This window comes from Pseudomonas sp. LS-2, assembly GCF_003605735.1.
Classification (GTDB): Bacteria; Pseudomonadota; Gammaproteobacteria; order Pseudomonadales; family Pseudomonadaceae; genus Aquipseudomonas.
Genome location: NZ_QXTJ01000031.1, coordinates 132,305 through 151,960, shown reverse-complemented (window position 1 = coordinate 151,960; position 19,656 = coordinate 132,305). Strand labels below are relative to the sequence as shown.

Sequence of the window (19,656 nt, the reverse complement as noted above, 5' to 3'; positions counted from 1 at the left end):
TAGAATCGCCCGACATTTTCGACTGGAACTATCCCCCAGCCAATGTCGTCATCTATACGCAGAACCTTTAATTCCGACGCATTGACTCGGTTAGCTCAGGCAATTGCGGTGGTCGCGAGCGCCACGTTGGCAGGCTGCCAGACCACCGGCAACCTGGAGCCTGGCGGTTCGACCAGCGCCTCTCACTCGCCCGCCGCCGTCAAGCCAAAACCGGTTTTCGTCGCACGCAAGCCGGCGCCGCTGGCACCGCCGCACGACGTCTGGGAGCGCATGCGTCAAGGCTTCCAGTTGCAGGACGGCAACGACCTCAACCCACGTATCGACCAACAGCGTCTGTGGTTCGCCAACAACCCGTCGTTTCTCGAAACGGCCGGCGAACGGGGCAGCCTGTACATGCACTACATTGTCGAGCGTCTGGAAGAGCGCAACATGCCGCTTGAGCTGGCCCTGTTGCCGGTGATTGAAAGCGCCTACAACCCGATGGCCCTCTCCCGCAGCGACGCCGCCGGTATCTGGCAGTTCATCCCGTCCACCGGCCGCTACTTCAACCTGCGTCAGACCAATTTCTACGATGGCCGCCGCGACATCACGGCGTCCACCACTGCCGCCCTGGATTACCTGACCAAGCTGCACGACATGTTCAACGGCGACTGGCTGCTGGCCCTTGCTGCGTACAACGCAGGCGAAGGCACTGTCAGCCGCGCCATCGAGCGCAACGAAAAGCTCAACCTGCCAACCGACTACTGGAACCTGCCGCTGCCGCAGGAGACCCGCGACTACGTGCCTAAACTGCTGGCGCTGTCGCAGGTGGTCATGTCGCCGGAAGCCTACGGCGTCAACCTGAACCCGATCGACAACAAGCCGTATTTCCAGGTTGTCGAGCTCAATCAGCGCATGGACCTGTCCAAGGTCGCCGAAATGGCGAATATCGATGAAGACGAGTTGATGCAACTCAACCCCGCCTTCAAAAAGCGTCTGACCATCGACGGCCCCCAGCACCTGTTGGTACCGACCTCAAAGTCGCAACTGTTGACCGCAAGCCTGTCGAACATGAAGCCGGAAGAACTGGTGGACTGGCAGCAATACCGCGTACGTCCGGGCGACAGCCTGGCCAGCATCGCCAGCCGCTACAAGGTGTCGACCAGCACGATCAAGGACCTGAACAGGCTGTCCAGCAATCACCTCAAACGTGGGCAGGCACTGACCATTCCGGTACAGCCGGGCATGAAGACCGCGATGCCGGTGTTCGAGGAAGTGGCCGAAGTTGATGAAAAACCGGCGCGCACCCGCACCTATAAGGTGAAAAAAGGCGACAACCTGGGGCAGATCGCCCGCATCAACAAGGTTGAAGTCAAGGACCTGCAGCACTGGAACAAAATGTCCGGTTACAACCTGAAGGTCGGCCAGACCCTGGTCATGCAGGACAACAGCAAGCCGGCAAAGAGCACTTCCCGCGCAGTGGCCAAAGCCGACACCAGCCCCAAAGGCGTCGACGGCAAGCCGATGCAGTACAAGATACAGAAAGGTGACTCGATGTATCTGGTCGCCAAACGGTTCAACGTCGAGATGCAGCACCTCAAACGCTGGAACCCGCGCAGTGGTCAGGCGTTGAAGCCGGGGCAGACGTTGACGGTTTACCTGCCGCATTGATCGGCGACCCACTGGCCTGACTTCGGTCTCTCTAACTGACGCCGGACCTGTGGGAGGAAGCTTGCCCGCGAACCCATCTTGCAGACGATAAAGAATATCGACCGTACGCTCTGTAGCAGCACGGCTTGCCGGCGGTGGCGTCCAAAGAATCGCTACCGCCGGCAAGCCGTGCTGCTACAGGATTCAGACTCGCTACAGGTGTCCGGCAGCGCCCTCCACGACTCCCCTTTTTCCTGCCCATACAAGCTGTTACTGTGACCGACCGCTGCCTGGATCGAACGCCGATTTGATACGCCCATTGCTGCTGATTTCCAGCCTGGTCTTGAGCACGACAGCCTCCGCGACCATCAGCGAAAGCCATGGTTACGCACAGTTCGGCGTCCTCAAGTATCCGGCCAGCTTCACCCATTTCGACTGGGTCAATCCCCAGGCGCCGAAGGCTGGCACCTTGCGAATCATGGCCAACGGCACGTTCGACACGCTCAACCCCTACACTTTCAAGGGCAGCAGCCCGATTTCCACCCCCAATTTCGGCCAGTACGGCGTCAGCGAGCTGAACGAACCGCTGATGGTCGGCACCGGGCAGTACGATCCCTCCGGCGATGAACCTACGTCCAGTTATGGCCTGATCGCCAAAACCGTCGAATACAGCGATGACCGCAGCTGGGTGGTGTTCAACCTGCGCCCCGAAGCACGCTTTCACGATGGAAAACCGATGACTGCCTATGACGTCGCGTTTTCCTACCGAACGCTGTTGAAGGACGGCCACCCGCAATACCGAACCGCCTTGCAGGAAGTCCAGCGGGTGGACATCCTCAATCGTCACCGCATTCGTTTCGTATTCAAGCGATCCGGCAACCCATTATTGATCCTGCGCCTCGGTGAGCTGCCCGTACTGCCCCAGCATTACTGGAAGAATCGCGACTTCAAGGCCACCACCTTCGACGCCCCGCTGGGCAGCGGACCCTATCGCATCACGCAAGTGCGTCCTGGCCGCAGCCTGGTGTTCGAGCGGGTCAGGGATTACTGGGGCAAGGACCTGCCGGTCAATCGCGGCAAGTACAACTTCAATCGGGTGGAAGTGGAGTTTTATCGCGACGCCGATGTGGCCTTCGAAGCGTTCAAGGCCGGCGAGTTCGACATCTATATCGAGCACCAGGCCAAGAACTGGTTCACCGGCTATGACTTCCCGGCGGTGGCCAACGGTAGCGTGGTCAAGGCGCAGATTCCCCATCAGATCCCGACTCAGACTCAGGGCCTGTTCATGAATACCCGTCGCAGCACCTTCGCCGATATCAAGGTGCGCGAGGCGCTGGGGCTGATGTTCAACTTCGAGTGGACCAACCGCACGCTGTTCAACAACGCCTACAGTCGCTCGACCAGCTATTACCCCAACAGCGAATTTTCGGCGACGGACCTGCCGGCAGGGCGCGAGTTTCTCGCCCTCTCGCCCTACCGCGATCAATTGCCGCCCAGGTTGTTCACGCAGCCGTTCACGGTGTCGAAAACCGACGGCGGCGGCGTGCCTCGCGACACCCTGCGCAAAGCGCTGGGCCTGCTGGCCGAGGCGGGCTGGAAGTTCACCGATCGCGGCCTGACCAACAACGCCGGGCAGCCTTTGCGTTTCGAAATACTTCTGGTCAATCCCAACCTCGAACGAATCCTGCAACCTTACATCGAAGACCTGACGCGAATCGGCATCGACGCACGGCTGCGCACGGTGGATCGCGCCCAATACAAACAGCGCCTGGACCAGTTCGATTTCGACATGATTCTGATGACCTTGAACCAGACCCTGAGCCCCGGACTTGAGCAATGGCAGTATTTCCATTCCAGCCAGGCCAACATCAAGGGCAGCAAGAATTACGCAGGCATCGCCAACCCGGTGGTGGACAACCTGCTCAACCAGTTGTTGGCAGCCAAGACCCGGGACGATCAGGTTGCGGCGACCAAGGCACTGGACCGCGTCCTGCTCTGGCAGCACTACATGATCCCCAACTGGTACCTCAACAATCACCGTCTGGCGTACCGCAACCGGTTCGCCTTCGTCACCACCCCGCCCTACACCCTGGGCCTGCGTGCGTGGTGGCTCAAGCCTTCGGAGAAAAACCAATGACCGCACTGCGCTCCCTGACGCGGGCTGGCGGCCTGTTCCTGCTAGCACCCTTGTTGCTTGGAATGGCCTGCACGACCCAGGCGGCCCCGCAACATGCCATCACGCTGTACAACGAACCGCCGAAATACCCGGCAGACTTCAAGCACTTCGATTACGTGAACCCCGATGCGCCCAAGGGCGGGATTCTGCGCAGCGCCGGGTTTGGCGGTTTCGACAGCCTTAACCCGTTCATCAGCAAGGGCGTGCCCGCCGATGACATCGGTCTGATTTATGACACGTTGGCGCGTCAGGGTCTGGACGAGCCATTCACCGAATACGGCCTGATCGCCGGCAAGATCGAGAAGGCGCCGGACAACAGCTGGGTGCGTTTCTACCTGCGCCCCGAAGCGAAATTCAACGACGGCCATCCGGTGCGCGCCGAAGACGTGGTGTTCAGCTTCGACACCCTGATCAAGGATGGCTCGCCGCTCTATCGCAGCTACTACGCCGATGTCGATCAGGTGGTGGCCGAAAACCCGCTGACCGTGCTCTTCAAATTCAAGCACACCAATAACCGCGAACTGCCGCTGATCATCGGCCAGTTGCCGGTGCTGCCGAAACACTGGTGGGCCACACGCGATTTCAGCAAAGGCAATCTGGAGATTCCGCTGGGCAGCGGGCCGTACAAGGTGGTCGACGTCAAGCCAGGACGCTCCGTGCGTTATGAGCGAGTCAAGGATTACTGGGGCAAAGACCTGCCGGTCAACAAGGGTTTCTACAACTTCGACAAGCTCTCGACTGACTACTACCGCGACAACACCGTGGCCCTCGAAGCATTGAAGGCCGGCGCGTTCGACTTCTGGCAGGAAATGACCGCCAAGAACTGGGCCACCGCTTACGACGTACCCGCCGTGCGCGAAGGTCGCCTGATCAAGGAAGAAATCCCCAACGGCAACCCGCAGGGCATGCAGGGTTTCATCTTCAACCTGCGCAAGCCGATGTTCCAGGATGCCCGCGTGCGTCAGGCGCTGAGCCTGTTGCTGGATTTCGAATGGACCAACAAGCAGCTGTTCTTCGGCACGTACACACGCACCAAGAGCTATTTCGACAACTCGGACATGGGCTCGCGCGGCCTGCCGTCAGAGGCCGAATTGAAGATTCTTGAACCGCTGCGCGACAAACTGCCTGCACAACTTTTCACCGATGAGTTCAAGCTGCCGGTCACCGATGGCAGCGGCATCATTCGCGAACAACAGCGCAAGGCGTTTCAGCTGCTCAAGGACGCGGGCTGGAAAATCGTCGGCGACAAGATGGTCGATACCGAAGGCAAACCGGTCACCATCGAGTTCCTGCTGGCCCAGACCGAGTTCGAGCGCGTGCTGCTGCCGTTCAAACGCAACCTGGCCGACATCGGCATCAACCTGGAGATTCGCCGGGTCGACGTCTCGCAATACATCACCCGCCGCCGCTCGCGGGACTACGACATGATCGTCGGCAGCTTCCCGCAATCCAGCTCGCCGGGTAACGAACAGCGCGATTACTGGACCTCCTCCGCTGCCGACAGGCCGGGCAGCTACAACCTGATCGGGCTCAAGGATCCCGCCGTCGACACGCTGGTCGATGGCCTGATCAACGCCGATTCGCGGCAAAGCCTGATCGACCACACCCGCGCGCTGGACCGCGCCCTGCTGTGGGGGTACTACGTGATCCCCAACTGGCACATCAAGACCTGGCGCCTGGCGTACTGGGATCATCTGGGCCATCCGGACAAAACCCCGCTGTACGACATCGGCACCATGACCTGGTGGGTCAAACCCGACGCGACGCCAGCGATTCCGCTGCAGACCGCGCCGGATCTCGCCGAGCCTGAGGCACCCTCCAAGGACACGGAGCAATAACATGCTGGCGTACATGCTGCGGCGCTTGCTGCTGATCGTGCCGACCCTGTTCGGCATTCTGCTGATCAACTTCGTGATCATCCAGGCCGCGCCCGGCGGGCCGGTCGAACAGATGATCGCCAAACTCGAAGGCTTCGAGGGCGCCACCAGCCGGATTGCCGGTGGCGGCGCGGAAGTGTCCGTGGCGGGCTCGACCTACCGTGGCGCCCAGGGCCTGGACCCGGCGCTGGTCAAGGAAATCGAGCACATGTACGGCTTCGACAAATCGGCGCCGGAACGTCTGTGGATCATGATCAAGAACTACGCCCGACTGGATTTCGGTGACAGTTTCTTCCGCGACGCCAAGGTCATCGACCTGATCGTCGAGAAGATGCCTGTCTCGATCTCACTTGGGCTGTGGAGCACCTTGATCATGTACCTGGTGTCGATCCCGCTGGGGATCGCCAAGGCCACGCGACATGGCAGCCATTTCGACGTCTGGACCAGCTCGGCAATCATCGTCGGCTATGCGATTCCCGCGTTCCTGTTCGCCATTCTGCTGATCGTGGTGTTCGCCGGGGGCAGCTATTTCGACTGGTTCCCGTTGCGCGGCCTGACCTCCAGCAACTTCGACGAACTGAGCTGGCTGGGCAAGATCGGCGATTACTTCTGGCACTTGGTGCTGCCCATCACGGCACTGGTGATCGGCAACTTCGCCACCATGACCCTGCTGACCAAGAACAGCTTCCTCGATGAAATCGGCAAGCAATACGTGATCACCGCCAAGGCCAAGGGCCTGACCCAGCGTCGCGTGTTGTACGGGCATGTGTTTCGCAATGCCATGCTGCTGGTGATCGCCGGTTTCCCTTCGGCCTTCATTGGCATCTTCTTCACCGGCTCACTGCTGGTGGAAGTGATCTTTTCCCTCGACGGCCTCGGTCTGATGAGCTTTGAAGCGGCGATCAACCGCGACTACCCGGTAGTGTTCGGCACCCTGTTCATCTTCACCCTGCTGGGGCTGGTGGTGAAACTGATCGGCGACCTGACCTACACGCTGGTTGACCCACGTATCGACTTCGACCGCAGGGATCATTGATATGACGTTGTCCCCTCTCAATCGACGCCGTTTCGAACGTTTCAAGGCCAACAAGCGTGGCTGGTGGTCGCTGTGGCTGTTCCTGATCCTGTTCGGCGCAAGCCTGGGCGCCGAGCTGATCGCCAACGACAAACCGCTGGCCGTGCGCTACGACGGCGAGTGGTATTTCCCGGTGTTCAAGCGTTATCCGGAAACGACGTTCGGCGGCGAATTCCCGCTTGAAGCCAACTACAAGAGCCCGTACATCAAGGAGCTGCTGGCGGCCAAGGGTGGCTGGACGCTCTGGGCACCGATTCCGTTCAGCTACCAGAGCATCAACTACGACTTGAAAGTCCCGGCCCCCGCTCCGCCCTCTCGGGAGAACCTGCTGGGCACCGATGATCAAGGGCGCGATGTGCTGGCACGAGTGATCTATGGTTTCCGCGTTTCGGTGCTGTTCGCGTTGACGTTGACGGTGCTCAGTTCGATCATCGGCGTCATTGCCGGCGCCTTGCAGGGCTTCTATGGCGGCTGGGTGGATCTGGTCGGTCAGCGGTTTCTGGAAATCTGGTCGGGCCTGCCCGTGCTCTACCTGCTGATCATCCTGGCGAGCTTCGTTCAGCCCAACTTCTGGTGGTTGCTGGGCATCATGCTGTTGTTCTCGTGGATGAGCCTGGTGGACGTGGTGCGCGCCGAGTTTCTGCGCGGCCGCAACCTGGAATACGTTCGTGCCGCACGCGCGCTGGGCATGCAGAACGGGGCGATCATGTTCCGCCACATCCTGCCCAACGCCATGGTCTCGACCATGACCTTCATGCCGTTCATCCTCACCGGCGCGATCGGCACCCTGACCGCGCTGGACTTCCTGGGCTTCGGCCTGCCCGCTGGCTCGCCATCGCTGGGCGAACTGGTGGCTCAGGGCAAATCCAACCTGCAAGCGCCGTGGCTGGGCATCAGTGCCTTCGCCGTGCTGGCGATCATGTTGAGTTTGCTGGTGTTCATCGGCGAATCCGCCCGTGACGCATTCGACCCGAGGAAATGACATGACCCAGGACAATCTGATCGAGATCCGCAACCTGTCCGTCGAGTTCGTCACGGGCGACAAAGTCCAGCGCGTGGTCGAAGGCATCAGTTTCGATATTCCCAAGGGCGAAACCCTGGCACTGGTCGGCGAAAGTGGATCGGGCAAGTCAGTGACAGCCCATTCGATCCTGCGCCTTCTGCCCTACCCCCTCGCCCGGCATCCGACCGGCACGATTCAGTACGCGGGCAACGACCTGCTGACGGTCAGCGAAAAACGCATGCGCGCCATTCGTGGCAACCGCATTGCGATGATCTTTCAGGAGCCGATGACCTCGCTGAACCCGCTGCAATCGATCGAAAAGCAGATCAACGAAGTGCTCGGCCTGCACAAGGGCCTGACCGGCAAGGCCGCGACCCGGCGTACGCTGGAGCTTCTGGAGATGGTCGGCATCCCCGAGCCGCTCAAGCGCCTCAAAGCCCTGCCACACGAGCTCTCAGGCGGCCAGCGCCAGCGGGTGATGATCGCCATGGCCCTGGCGAACGAACCCGAGCTGCTGATTGCCGACGAGCCGACCACCGCGCTGGACGTCACGGTCCAGCTGAAAATCCTCAAGTTGCTCAAGGAACTGCAGGGTCGGCTGGGCATGGCCTTGCTGCTGATCAGCCACGATTTGAACGTGGTTCGGCAAATTGCCAACCGCGTATGTGTCATGCAGCGCGGTTGCATCGTCGAACAGGCATCGTGCGAAGAGCTGTTCACCGCGCCGCAGCATCCGTACACCCGAGAACTGCTCAGTGCCGAGCCCAAAGGCGGCCCGGCCAACAACGTTCCCGGTGCGCCGATGCTGGAGGTCGAGGACCTGAAAGTCTGGTTTCCGATCAAGAAAGGTGTGTTCAAGCGCACCGTCGATCACGTCAAGGCCGTGGACGGCATCCACTTCAGTCTGCCCAAGGGACAGACGCTGGGGATCGTCGGCGAGAGCGGTTCGGGCAAGTCGACGCTGGGGCTGGCGATTCTGCGGTTGATTCGCAGCGAAGGCGAGATACGCTTCCAGGGCCACTCATTGGCGTGTCTCAAGCAGGATCAGGTGCGTCCGTTAAGACGCCAGATGCAAGTGGTGTTTCAGGACCCGTTCGGCAGCCTCAGTCCTCGCATGTCGGTATGCGACATCGTTGGCGAGGGTTTGCGGATTCACAGGATCGGTACCCCCGTCGAACAGGAAGCGGCGGTGATCGCGGCGCTCAAGGAGGTAGGTCTGGACCCGGATACCCGGCACCGCTATCCCCACGAGTTTTCCGGTGGACAACGGCAAAGGATCGCCATTGCCCGGGCATTAGTGTTAAAACCGGCGCTGATTTTACTGGACGAGCCGACTTCGGCCCTCGACCGGACCGTTCAGCGTCAAGTGGTGGAGCTTTTGCGCTCCCTGCAAACCAAGTACAACCTGACGTATTTGTTTATCAGCCATGACCTGGCGGTAGTCAAAGCGCTGAGCCACCAACTGATGGTGGTCAAGCAAGGCCAAGTGGTCGAACAGGGTGTGGCAGAGGACATCTTCGCCGCACCGCAACATCCTTATACACAGCAGCTGCTGGAAGCCGCCTTCTTGGCGCCGGCAGCTGTCGATTAACCTGAAGAGGAACAAACCATGGGTTTTCTCGCCGGTAAGCGCGTCCTGATCGTCGGTGTCGCAAGCAAACTGTCCATCGCATCCGGCATCGCTGCCGCCATGCATCGCGAGGGCGCTGAGCTTGCCTTCACCTACCAGAACGAAAAACTCAAAGGCCGCGTGGAAGAATTCGCAGCAGGCTGGGGTTCGAACGCCGACCTGTGCTTCCCTTGCGACGTAGCCAGCGATGAAGAAATCGCCAAGGTCTTCGAAGAACTGAGCAAGAAATGGGATGGCCTGGACTGCATCGTGCACTCCGTTGGCTTCGCCCCGGGCGACCAACTGGACGGCGACTTCACCCAGGCCACCACCCGTGACGGTTTCCGCATCGCGCACGACATCAGCGCCTACAGCTTCGTGGCCTTGGCCAAAGCCGGCCGTGAACTGATGAAAGGCCGCAATGGCAGCCTGCTGACCCTGTCGTACCTGGGCGCCGAGCGCACCATGCCGAACTACAACGTGATGGGCATGGCCAAGGCGAGCCTGGAAGCCGGCGTTCGTTACCTGGCACGCAGCCTCGGTCCGGAAGGCACCCGCGTCAACGCGGTATCGGCGGGTCCAATCCGCACGCTGGCGGCGTCGGGTATTTCGAACTTCCGTAAAATGCTGGCTGCCAACGAAGCCCAGACGCCGCTGCGTCGCAACGTGACCATTGAAGAAGTCGGCAACGCCGGCGCCTTCCTCTGCTCTGACCTGGCTTCCGGTGTCAGCGGCGAGATCATGTACGTCGACGGCGGTTTCAACACCACCGCGATGGGTGATCTGGAAGGTTGATCCTCGGGCCGCCTTCGGCGGCTCGTTTGTTTGAGGTGGGTAGCGGGTAGCGTGCGAATATCCGTTATCTCGGGTGACGCTGATAGGGTTCTGGCTAACGCCAGACCTGTTGCGCCTTCGGCGGGTTACTTGATAACCCCAAGTAACCAAGGGTGCCTGCTCCTGGTTTGGCCCGACTTCGTCGGGTTCCCTCACTTCGACGACGCTCCGTGGGCCCGCGCCGAACGGACATCCATGTCCTAGCGGCGCTCTCGCGGCATCCATGCCGCTCGACCCACTCCGCGTCGTCTACCTTCGGCCTGCACCCAAGTCGCGATTTGTGGTGTCCGGGCTACCGCGTAGAAGAGCAACAGCAACAGCAACAGCTTCCCGGCTAAAGCCGGTCCTACCGTTTGTACGCATTGATTTCATTGGGGCCGGCTTCAGCCAGGAAGCCTTTGATCTGCTTGTGATCTTGATCTTCATACGCAAAATCCCAGACACCGCCAATCGCGACTTGGGTGCAGGCTGAACGCAGGTCTCGCGCAGTGGGCCGAGCCGCATGGATGCGGCGAGAGCGCCGTCAGGACATGGATGTCCGTTCGGCGCGGGCCCACGGAGCGAGACCGGAGTGAAGGAACCCCGAGGCACGAGGGGCCAAACCAAGAGCAAGGACCCTTGGTTACTTGGGGTCCTATCAAGTAACTCGCCAAAGGCGAAACAGGTCTGGCGTTAGCCAGATCCAATCGGCGGCACCACAGATAGCGGCTCTGAACACGGCCCACCCCGCACCAAAAACCAAAAACCAAAAAGCCCCAACTCTCACGAGCCGGGGCTTTCTGTTTTTCAGCGTTTAACGAGGATCAATACTTCTCGATCTTCGCCGCCGCCTGCAGTTGAGCCTGGTAAGCCTCGAAATCCTGCTTGCCCTCACGAGACGCCAGGAACCGACGATACTGAGACTTCTCTGCATCGGTCGCCGGCGCTGCCTGATTCACGCCGTTCAGACGCACGATCACGAAGCTTCCGTCAGCCGCCGTCAGGCTGCTGTAGACCGGCTTGCCCTCAGGCTTGGGCATGCGGAACAACGCTTGCAGCACCTGAGGATCGACACCCTCCTGACCGCGGGATGCAGCTTCCACGACTTTCCAGTTCTGACCTTCCTGCTTGGTGGCCGTGTATGGAACCTTCCCATCACGCAGACCGGCCAACAGCGCCTCGCCCGTGCCCTTGACGGCCTCGCTGGCGTGCTCCTTGGTCAGTTGAGCACGAATGGCGCTGGAAACCGCTTCCAGAGGCAACTGCTCCGGCTGACGGTGCTCTTTCATGTGCACCACAATCGTGGTTTCCGGATCGAGCTCCAGCGCCGAACTGTTAGAACCTTCTTCCATCACTTCCTGGCTGAACGCGGCCTGGATCACGGCACGATTCGCCGCAATGCCTTCGCCGCCTTCACGACCGAACGGCTGCGTGGTCTGCACCTTCAGGCCCAGATCAGAGGCTGGCTGTACCAGATCGGAAGCTTCGTACGCGGCGTCCTGCAGTTTCTTGCTGGCGTCGACGTACTTTTGCTCGACTTGCTGCGATTTGAGGTCGTGAGTCAGCTTGTCTTTCAGGCTGGCGAACGTCGGAACCGAGGGTGCCTCGACGCCCAGCAGCTTGATCAGGTGCCAGCCGAACTGGCTGCGTACCGGGGCCGATACCTGATCCTTGTTCAACGCGTACAACGCGTCCTCGAACGCCGGGTCGTAAACGCCCTTGCCGGCGTAACCCAGGTCACCGCCTTTGCTCGAAGAACCAGGATCCTGCGAGAACTCCTTGGCGAGCGCCGCGAAGTCTTCGCCCTTGGCCAGACGCGCCTGAATCTCTTCCAGCTTGGCCTTGGCCTGAGCATCGGTGGTCTTGTCGTTGACTTCGATCAGGATGTGAGCAGCACGACGCTGCTCAGCCAGGTTGGCGATTTCTTTCTGATACGCCGCCTGCAGATCTTCGTCATTCACCGTGACCTTGTCGAAGAACGAGGATTTCTTCAGTTCGATATAGTCCAGAACCACTTGCTCAGGGCTGAGGAACTCTTTGGCGTGCTGGTCGTAGTGCGCCTTGATCTCATCGTCCGTGACTTTCACGTTCGAAGGATCGGCCGGGAGGGTCAGGGTCGCGAAATCGCGGGTCTGCTTCTCCAGACGAGCAAACGCGTCAACCTGTGCGTCAGTGATGAAAGCACTGCCTGCAATACCCGCGCGGATCTGGCCGATCAGCATTTCCTGACCCAGGATCTCGCGGAACTGCATGCGGCTATAACCGAGTTGACGAATCACCTGATCGAACCGATCGGCGTTGAATTTGCCGTCGACCTGGAACTCAGGCGTCATCAGAATCTGCTGATCCAGCGAAGCTTCAGAGAAACCGAACTTCGAATCCGCCGCGCCTTGCAGCAGCAGCTTGCGATCGATCAGGCCCTTGAGCGCGGAATCACGCAGCATCTTCTCGTTGAGCATTGCAGGATCGAAGTCCTTGCCCAGTTGTTGCATGAGCTGACGGCGTTGCATTTCGACCGCCTGGCCCAGTTCGTTCTGAGTGATCTCGTCACCATTGACCTTCGCCGCGTCCTGACTATGGCTTGTGGCCCGGAAAATGGCATCGAAACCCGTCAGCGCCATCAAAGCAATGATGACGCCGATGATGGTCTTGGCAATCCAGCCTTGTGAATTGTCCCTGATATTCTGCAGCATGCGTCCCCCAGAGGGTTTGTACTCGATTCACCAAGCTGCGGCACACGGTAAAGCAGAGCGTGGGTGGAATCCGGATAGAAGAAAGGCGCATCCGAGGATGCGCCTTCTCGTAACATTCGAAACAGACAAAGCGGACAGGGTTCGAATGTGCGTTCCCCGAGGTGACAGGCCAGCGCTTGACCAACCGCACTTGCCGCTTCGCAACCAGGACACGAATGACGCTGCCCTGGAGGTAGGCAAAGGTAAAAGAAACTTAGTTGACCGCTTCTTTCAGAGCTTTACCGGCTTTGAAGCCTGGCTTCTTGGCAGCTGGGATTTCCAGAGTCTTACCGGTCTGTGGGTTGCGGCCGGTACGAGCAGGGCGATCAGTTACGGAGAAAGTGCCGAAGCCAACCAGTACAACAGAGTCGCCAGCCTTCAGAGCGCCAGTGACGGATTCGATTACTGCGTCCAGCGCACGGCCAGCAGCAGCTTTCGGGATGTCAGCGGATGCGGCGATAGCATCAATCAGTTCCGACTTGTTCACTCTAAGTCCCCTTATATCTATCTATATTGAGTATATTTTCTAAGTTTTTTGGTGAAGCCAAACAAAACGCTGAACGGCCTGCTGACGCTGGAAAGAGCCGCTTTATAACAAGGGCTCTAAAAAGCTGTCAAGGAAGGCCCCCCAGACTAATGCGTGCTAATTCTTTCCTTAGAGTCAGACTCGCGTTTTTCATCCTTGGCAACCATGTCCGGAGCCACATCCGGCAAGGGCTCCGGCGCGTATTGCAGCGCAATTTGCAGGACTTCGTCAATCCATTTAACCGGTTTGATTTGCAGATCCTGCTTGATGTTGTCAGGAATCTCTTTCAAATCGCGCACGTTTTCTTCCGGAATGATCACCGTTTTAATTCCGCCACGGTGAGCGGCCAGCAGTTTTTCTTTCAAACCGCCAATCGCCAGAACCTGCCCGCGAAGGGTAATTTCGCCGGTCATGGCGACATCTGCGCGCACCGGGATCTGAGTCAGCGCGGAAACCAGTGCCGTGCACATGCCTACACCAGCGCTAGGGCCATCTTTAGGGGTTGCCCCTTCCGGCATATGGATGTGCGTGTCGCGCTTCTCGTGGAAGTCCAGAGGGATCCCGAGGCTCTTGGCGCGGCTGCGCACCACCGTCAGCGCCGCGGTGATCGATTCGACCATCACATCGCCCAACGAACCGGTCTTGATCAGTTGACCCTTACCCGGCACAACGGCGGCTTCGATGGTCAGCAGTTCGCCACCCACCTGAGTCCATGCCAGACCGGTCACTTGACCAATCTGATCCTGCTGCTCGGCCAGGCCATAGCGGAATTTGCGCACGCCGAGGAAGTTTTCCAGCATTGCGGCAGTAACCACGACGGTGAAACGTTTCTCGTGAGCGTGTTCCTTGACCGCCTTGCGGCAGACCTTGGCAATCTGACGTTCCAGGCTACGCACGCCGGCTTCACGTGTGTAGTACCGGATAATGTCGCGTATGGCCTCTTCCTCGAACTCGATTTCACCTTTCTTCAGGCCGTTGGCAGCGATCTGCTTGGGCGAGAGGTACTTGGTGGCGATGTTGATCTTCTCGTCTTCGGTGTAACCCGGCAGACGGATCACTTCCATACGGTCAAGAAGAGCCGCAGGAATGTTCATGGAGTTGGCGGTGCAGAGGAACATCACATCGGACAGGTCGTAATCGACTTCCAGATAGTGATCGTTGAAGTTGTGGTTCTGCTCGGGATCGAGCACCTCGAGCAGTGCCGATGCAGGATCGCCACGCATGTCGCTGCCCATTTTGTCGATTTCGTCGAGCAGGAACAGCGGGTTGCGTACACCCACCTTGGTCATCTTCTGGATCAGACGACCCGGCATCGAACCGATGTAGGTACGACGGTGACCACGAATTTCGGCTTCGTCACGTACGCCGCCCAGCGCCATGCGCACGAACTTGCGGTTGGTGGCATGAGCGATCGATTCCGCCAGCGAGGTCTTGCCCACGCCAGGAGGACCGACCAGGCACAGCACCGGGCCACGAATCTTCTTCACGCGTTTCTGTACGGCGAGGTACTCGAGGATCCGCTCTTTGACTTCTTCCAGACCATAGTGGTCGGCATCGAGGATGTCTTCGGCGCGAGCCAGGTCCAGACGCACCTTGCTCTGGGCCTTCCACGGCACCTGGACCAGCCAGTCAATGTAGGAGCGAACAACGGTAGCCTCAGCCGACATCGGCGACATTTGCTTGAGCTTGTTCAGCTCCGCAGTGGCCTTGGTCATGGCGTCTTTTGGCAGGCCAGCGGCATCGATGCGCTTTTTCAGCTCTTCAATTTCGTTGTGGCCTTCGTCGCTGTCGCCGAGTTCCTTCTGAATGGCCTTCATCTGCTCATTCAGGTAGTACTCGCGCTGACTGCGCTCCATTTGCTTCTTCACGCGCCCGCGGATGCGCTTCTCGACCTGCAACAGGTCGATCTCGGCGTCCAGCAGTGCCAGAACATGCTCGACACGGGCCGGCAGGTCGATGATTTCGAGGATTTCCTGCTTCTGCTCGATCTTCAGCGCCATGTGCGCGGCCATGGTGTCGACCAGACGACCCGGCTCATCGATGCTGTTGAGCGAAGACAGGACTTCAGCCGGGACTTTCTTGCCAAGCTGCACATACTGTTCGAACTGAGCCAGCAGGCTGCGCACGAACACTTCGGATTCACGGTCAGGGGCATCGACTTCGTCGATCAGGGCCACTTCGGCGCGGCAGTGACCGTCGACCTCGATGAAACGCTCGACGGAGCCACGCTGCTCGCCTTCGACCAGAACCTTGACGGTTCCGTCCGGCAGCTTAAGCAACTGCAATACGGTTGCAATCGTACCCACGCTATAAAGAGCGTCTTCACCAGGATCATCGTCTGCAGGATTTCTTTGCGCGAGCAGCAGGATCTGCTTGTCACCGGTCATCGCGGCCTCAAGGGCCTCAATGGACTTCTCGCGCCCCACGAACAGTGGGATAACCATATGCGGATAAACCACGACATCACGCAATGGCAAAAGAGGCAATTCAATGGTCGTCTTCATGATTTCGCCTCTACGGCGGCCATAAGGCCATGGACAGATAGAAATGAGCTGAAAACCAAGATGGGGGTAGCTATCCGAAAAAACAAGCGTCGCTTCGAGTTAATGCGAAACAGATGTTGAAATGCAAAAAGGGCCCCAGAGGGCCCTTTTCTTTCCAGTCGCCCGGTGCGAAGCCCAAAGGCTTACGCGTCGGGTGCCGCCTTGGCAGGTGGCTCACTGTTTTCGTAGATCAACAGCGGCTTGGAAGTACCTTCGATCACGCTTTCATCGATCACCACTTTGCTCACGTCGGTTTGCGACGGGATTTCATACATGGTGTCGAGCAATACGCCCTCGAGGATCGAACGCAGACCACGAGCACCGGTCTTGCGCTCCAGCGCGCGACGGGCAACCGACTTCAATGCGTCGGTACGGAACTCGAGGTCAACGCCTTCCATTTCGAACAGCTTGCCGTACTGCTTGGTCAAGGCGTTCTTAGGCTCGGTCAGAATCTGCATCAAAGCAGCTTCGTCCAGCTCGTCCAGGGTCGCCAGCACTGGCAGACGGCCCACAAATTCCGGGATCAGACCGAACTTGACCAGATCGTCAGGCTCGACTTCACGCAGGGATTCGCCAACCTTCTTGCCCTCTTCCTTGCTGCGGACTTCGGCGTTGAAGCCGATGCCGCCCTTGGTCGAGCGATTCTGGATGACTTTTTCAAGCCCCGAGAACGCACCGCCGCAGATGAACAGAATGTTACGCGTGTCCACTTGCAGGAATTCCTGCTGCGGATGCTTGCGACCGCCCTGCGGCGGAACGGAAGCCACGGTCCCCTCGATCAGTTTCAGCAAGGCTTGTTGCACGCCTTCGCCGGACACGTCACGAGTGATCGAAGGGTTGTCGGATTTGCGCGAAATCTTGTCGATTTCGTCGATGTAGACAATACCCATCTGGGCCTTCTCGACATCGTAATCGCATTTCTGCAACAGCTTCTGGATGATGTTTTCCACGTCCTCACCCACATAACCGGCTTCGGTCAGGGTGGTGGCGTCGGCGATGGTGAACGGTACGTTGAGCAAACGCGCCAGCGTTTCCGCCAGCAAGGTCTTGCCGGAGCCCGTAGGGCCGATCAGCAGGATGTTGCTCTTGCCCAGTTCAACGTCGTCGTTTTTCTTGTCGCGCTGGTTCAAGCGCTTGTAGTGGTTGTACACCGCTACTGCGAGAACCTTTTTGGCATGCTCCTGACCGATGACGTACTGGTCAAGGATGCCGCTGATTTCTTTCGGCGATGGCAATTTATGCGCGCTGCTTTCTGCCTGTGCTTCCTGCACCTCCTCGCGGATGATGTCATTGCACAGGTCGACGCACTCGTCACAGATAAATACCGAGGGGCCGGCAATCAACTTGCGCACTTCATGCTGGCTTTTGCCGCAGAAGGAGCAATAAAGCAGTTTGCCGTTGTCCTCGCCGTTGCGGGTGTCAGTCATTCGATCGATCCAATCCGGTAGGCTTGCAACACAAGATGAAGGCAATTGCGGGCTTTTTCAAGTCCGCAGGTGGCACGGACGTACCGACCACCCGGGATTACTGCCTATCAAGCAATCATTTGATCATTTGACGTTTGTCGAGCACCGAGTCCACCAGGCCATATTCAGCGGCGCGTTCAGCGCTCATGAAGTTGTCGCGGTTGGTGTCGCGCTCGATGTTTTCCAGCGACTGCCCCGTGTGGTAAGCCAGCAGCTCGTTCAGACGCTGGCGAATGTACAGGATTTCCTTGGCGTGAATGTCGATGTCAGACGCCTGCCCCTGGAAACCGCCCAGTGGCTGGTGAATCATCACGCGGGAATTCGGCAGCGCGAAACGCTTGCCCTTGGCACCACCAGCCAGAAGGAAAGCCCCCATGCTGCACGCCTGACCCATCACGGTCGTGGAGACGTCCGGTTTGATGAACTGCATGGTGTCGTAGATCGCCATACCAGCCGTCACCGAACCGCCTGGGGAGTTGATGTAGAGATGGATGTCCTTGTCCGGGTTTTCCGCTTCAAGGAAAAGCAGCTGCGCCGAGATCAGGTTGGCCATGTAGTCTTCTACCGGACCCACCAGGAAGATGACGCGTTCCTTGAGCAGACGGGAATAGATGTCATAGGCGCGTTCGCCACGGGCGGACTGCTCGATAACCATCGGGACCAGGCCGCCAGCGGCCTGGATGTCAGAGTTCTGCTGAATATAAGAATTGCGGGACATGTCTCGCATTCACTCCCAAATAGTCATGTCTTGAATACGCATAAGCCAGCACGAAGGCTGGCTTATGGTGTTTTCGAACGAGAGAGGAAATCAGTCGGCTTGTGGAGCTTCTACCGGCTTGACTGCTTCTTCGTACGAGACCGCTTTATCGGTCACGCTCGCTTTCTGCAAAACAGTATCCACAACTTGCTCTTCCAGCACAACCGAACGCACTTCGTTCATTTGCTGTTCGTTCTTGTAGTACCAGGCTACGACCTGCTCAGGCTCCTGATACGCGGAAGCCATTTCCTGGATCAGCTCGCGAACGCGGGCTTCGTCAGGCTTGAGGTCGAACTGCTTGACCACTTCAGCAACGATCAGGCCCAGTTCGACGCGGCGCTTGGCCTGCTCTTCGAACAGCTCGGCCGGCAGTTGGTCAGGCTTGATGTTGCCGCCGAACTGTTGAACGGCCTGAACGCGCAGACGGTTCACTTCGTTCTCCAGCAGGGCTTTCGGCACTTCGATCGGGTTGGCGGCCAGCAGACCGTCCATTACCTGATTCTTGACCTTGGACTTGATGGCCTGACGCAGCTCACGCTCCATGTTCTTGCGAACTTCGGTGCGGAAGCCTTCGATACCGGTTTCCTTGATGCCGAACTGATTGAAGAAGGTTTCGTTCAGTTCAGGCAGGGTCGGTGCCGATACGGTGTTGACGGTAACGGTGAACTCGGCGGCTTTGCCAGCCAGTTCCAGATTCTGATAGTCCTCTGGGAAAGTCAGGTTCAGAACACGCTCTTCACCAGCCTTGGCGCCAACCAGACCCTCTTCAAAGCCAGGGATCATGCGACCCGAGCCCAGTACCAGCTGAGTGCCGGTAGCCGAGCCACCAGCGAATGCTTCGCCGTCGACCTTGCCCACGAAATCGATGTTCAGCTGGTCTTCGTTCGCAGCGGCGCGATCGACCACTTCGAAGCTGACATTCTGCTTGCGCAGGATTTCCAGCATGTTGTCCAGATCGGAATCAGCGACGTCAGCCGACAGACGCTCGACGGTCACGGATTCGAAACCGGCAACAGAAAATTCAGGGAACACTTCGAAAGTAGCGATGTACTCGAGGTCCTTGCCCTTTTCGAAGGTTTTAGGCTCAACGGAAGGTGCGCCAGCCGGGTTCAGCTTTTGCTCTACGACAGCTTCGTAGAAGGTGGCTTGGATCAGGTCGCCCAGTGCTTCCTGACGAGCACCGTCTTCATAACGCTGGCGGATCACGCTCATAGGCACTTTGCCAGGGCGGAAGCCCGGGATCTTGGCTTTACGTGCGGTCTGCTGCAGACGCTTGTTGACTTCGGTCTCGATGCGCTCAGCTGGCACGCCAATGGTCATGCGGCGCTCGAGAGCGGAAGTGTTTTCAACAGAAACTTGCATGGATATTCCTCGTTGCACAGACGTTAGCCGGCCGTTTCCGACCCCAGAATCAAGGGCAAGCATTCTAGTGGGTCAAACTCAAGAAGTC

The 19,656-nt window shown here is 58.8% G+C and carries 13 protein-coding genes; 7 read left to right on the top strand and 6 right to left on the bottom strand.

Features of this window, described 5'->3' with window-relative positions; all coding sequences use genetic code 11:
• The first annotated feature begins 42 nt into the window (after positions 1 to 42).
• The 7 genes from D3M70_RS18010 (at position 43) to fabI (ending at position 10,164) form a co-directional block, all read left to right on the top strand.
• Positions 43 to 1,650: a LysM peptidoglycan-binding domain-containing protein gene (locus D3M70_RS18010; protein WP_120127060.1), complete on the top strand. Its 1,608-nt coding sequence runs from the start codon at positions 43 to 45 to the stop codon at positions 1,648 to 1,650.
• A gap of 286 nt (positions 1,651 to 1,936) precedes the next feature.
• Positions 1,937 to 3,766, top strand: coding sequence for an extracellular solute-binding protein (locus D3M70_RS18005; protein WP_120127059.1), 1,830 nt, complete (start codon positions 1,937 to 1,939; stop codon positions 3,764 to 3,766).
• The gene (locus D3M70_RS18000) at positions 3,763 to 5,643 is read left to right on the top strand and encodes an extracellular solute-binding protein (protein WP_120127058.1); all 1,881 of its coding nucleotides are present in this window, start codon (positions 3,763 to 3,765) and stop codon (positions 5,641 to 5,643) included. The genes D3M70_RS18005 and D3M70_RS18000 overlap by 4 nt, the downstream gene beginning before the upstream one ends.
• A gap of 1 nt (position 5,644) precedes the next feature.
• Positions 5,645 to 6,718, top strand: coding sequence for a microcin C ABC transporter permease YejB (locus D3M70_RS17995; protein WP_120127057.1), 1,074 nt, complete (start codon positions 5,645 to 5,647; stop codon positions 6,716 to 6,718).
• A gap of 1 nt (position 6,719) precedes the next feature.
• A complete protein-coding gene (locus tag D3M70_RS17990; RefSeq protein WP_120127056.1) occupies positions 6,720 to 7,739 on the top strand; it encodes an ABC transporter permease in 1,020 nt (339 codons plus the stop codon).
• A 1-nt stretch (position 7,740) separates the two neighbouring features.
• Positions 7,741 to 9,351 (top strand): ABC transporter ATP-binding protein, encoded by a 1,611-nt coding sequence (locus D3M70_RS17985; RefSeq protein ID WP_120127055.1) that lies wholly within the window; start codon positions 7,741 to 7,743, stop codon positions 9,349 to 9,351.
• Positions 9,352 to 9,369: 18 nt separating this feature from the next.
• Positions 9,370 to 10,164 carry an enoyl-ACP reductase FabI gene (gene fabI / locus D3M70_RS17980; RefSeq protein WP_120127054.1) on the top strand — a complete coding sequence of 265 codons (795 nt, stop codon included), beginning with the start codon at positions 9,370 to 9,372 and terminating at the stop codon, positions 10,162 to 10,164.
• Positions 10,165 to 11,006: 842 nt separating this feature from the next.
• Here fabI and D3M70_RS17975 read toward each other — a convergent pair.
• The 6 genes from D3M70_RS17975 to tig form a co-directional block, all read right to left on the bottom strand.
• Positions 11,007 to 12,875, bottom strand: a complete 1,869-nt coding sequence (locus tag D3M70_RS17975; RefSeq protein WP_120127053.1) for a SurA N-terminal domain-containing protein — start codon at positions 12,873 to 12,875, stop codon at positions 11,007 to 11,009.
• A gap of 253 nt (positions 12,876 to 13,128) precedes the next feature.
• A complete protein-coding gene (locus tag D3M70_RS17970; protein WP_003183171.1) occupies positions 13,129 to 13,401 on the bottom strand; it encodes an HU family DNA-binding protein in 273 nt (90 codons plus the stop codon).
• Positions 13,402 to 13,547: 146 nt separating this feature from the next.
• On the bottom strand, positions 13,548 to 15,944 hold the full coding sequence (gene lon, locus D3M70_RS17965; RefSeq protein WP_120127052.1) for an endopeptidase La: 2,397 nt from the start codon (positions 15,942 to 15,944) through the stop codon (positions 13,548 to 13,550).
• A gap of 182 nt (positions 15,945 to 16,126) precedes the next feature.
• A complete protein-coding gene (gene clpX / locus D3M70_RS17960) occupies positions 16,127 to 17,410 on the bottom strand; it encodes an ATP-dependent Clp protease ATP-binding subunit ClpX (protein ID WP_120127051.1) in 1,284 nt (427 codons plus the stop codon).
• Positions 17,411 to 17,525: 115 nt separating this feature from the next.
• Entirely contained in the window at positions 17,526 to 18,167 is a 642-nt protein-coding gene (clpP, locus tag D3M70_RS17955) for an ATP-dependent Clp endopeptidase proteolytic subunit ClpP (protein WP_120127050.1), read from the bottom strand.
• A 90-nt stretch (positions 18,168 to 18,257) separates the two neighbouring features.
• Positions 18,258 to 19,568, bottom strand: a complete 1,311-nt coding sequence (tig, locus tag D3M70_RS17950) for a trigger factor (RefSeq protein ID WP_120127049.1) — start codon at positions 19,566 to 19,568, stop codon at positions 18,258 to 18,260.
• Positions 19,569 to 19,656 lie beyond the last annotated feature (88 nt).

Excerpts from the sequence above, each read along its gene's own strand:
- D3M70_RS17975 (WP_120127053.1), bottom strand. The coding sequence starts at position 12,875 with ATGCTGCAGAATATCAGGGACAATTCACAAGGCTGGATTGCCAAGACC.
- clpX (WP_120127051.1), bottom strand. The coding sequence starts at position 17,410 with ATGACTGACACCCGCAACGGCGAGGACAACGGCAAACTGCTTTATTGC.
- D3M70_RS18010 (WP_120127060.1), top strand. The coding sequence starts at position 43 with ATGTCGTCATCTATACGCAGAACCTTTAATTCCGACGCATTGACTCGG.
- tig (WP_120127049.1), bottom strand. The coding sequence starts at position 19,568 with ATGCAAGTTTCTGTTGAAAACACTTCCGCTCTCGAGCGCCGCATGACC.
- D3M70_RS17990 (WP_120127056.1), top strand. The coding sequence starts at position 6,720 with ATGACGTTGTCCCCTCTCAATCGACGCCGTTTCGAACGTTTCAAGGCC.
- lon (WP_120127052.1), bottom strand. The coding sequence starts at position 15,944 with ATGAAGACGACCATTGAATTGCCTCTTTTGCCATTGCGTGATGTCGTG.
- D3M70_RS18000 (WP_120127058.1), top strand. The coding sequence starts at position 3,763 with ATGACCGCACTGCGCTCCCTGACGCGGGCTGGCGGCCTGTTCCTGCTA.
- D3M70_RS17985 (WP_120127055.1), top strand. The coding sequence starts at position 7,741 with ATGACCCAGGACAATCTGATCGAGATCCGCAACCTGTCCGTCGAGTTC.
- clpP (WP_120127050.1), bottom strand. The coding sequence starts at position 18,167 with ATGTCCCGCAATTCTTATATTCAGCAGAACTCTGACATCCAGGCCGCT.
- fabI (WP_120127054.1), top strand. The coding sequence starts at position 9,370 with ATGGGTTTTCTCGCCGGTAAGCGCGTCCTGATCGTCGGTGTCGCAAGC.
- D3M70_RS17995 (WP_120127057.1), top strand. The coding sequence starts at position 5,645 with ATGCTGGCGTACATGCTGCGGCGCTTGCTGCTGATCGTGCCGACCCTG.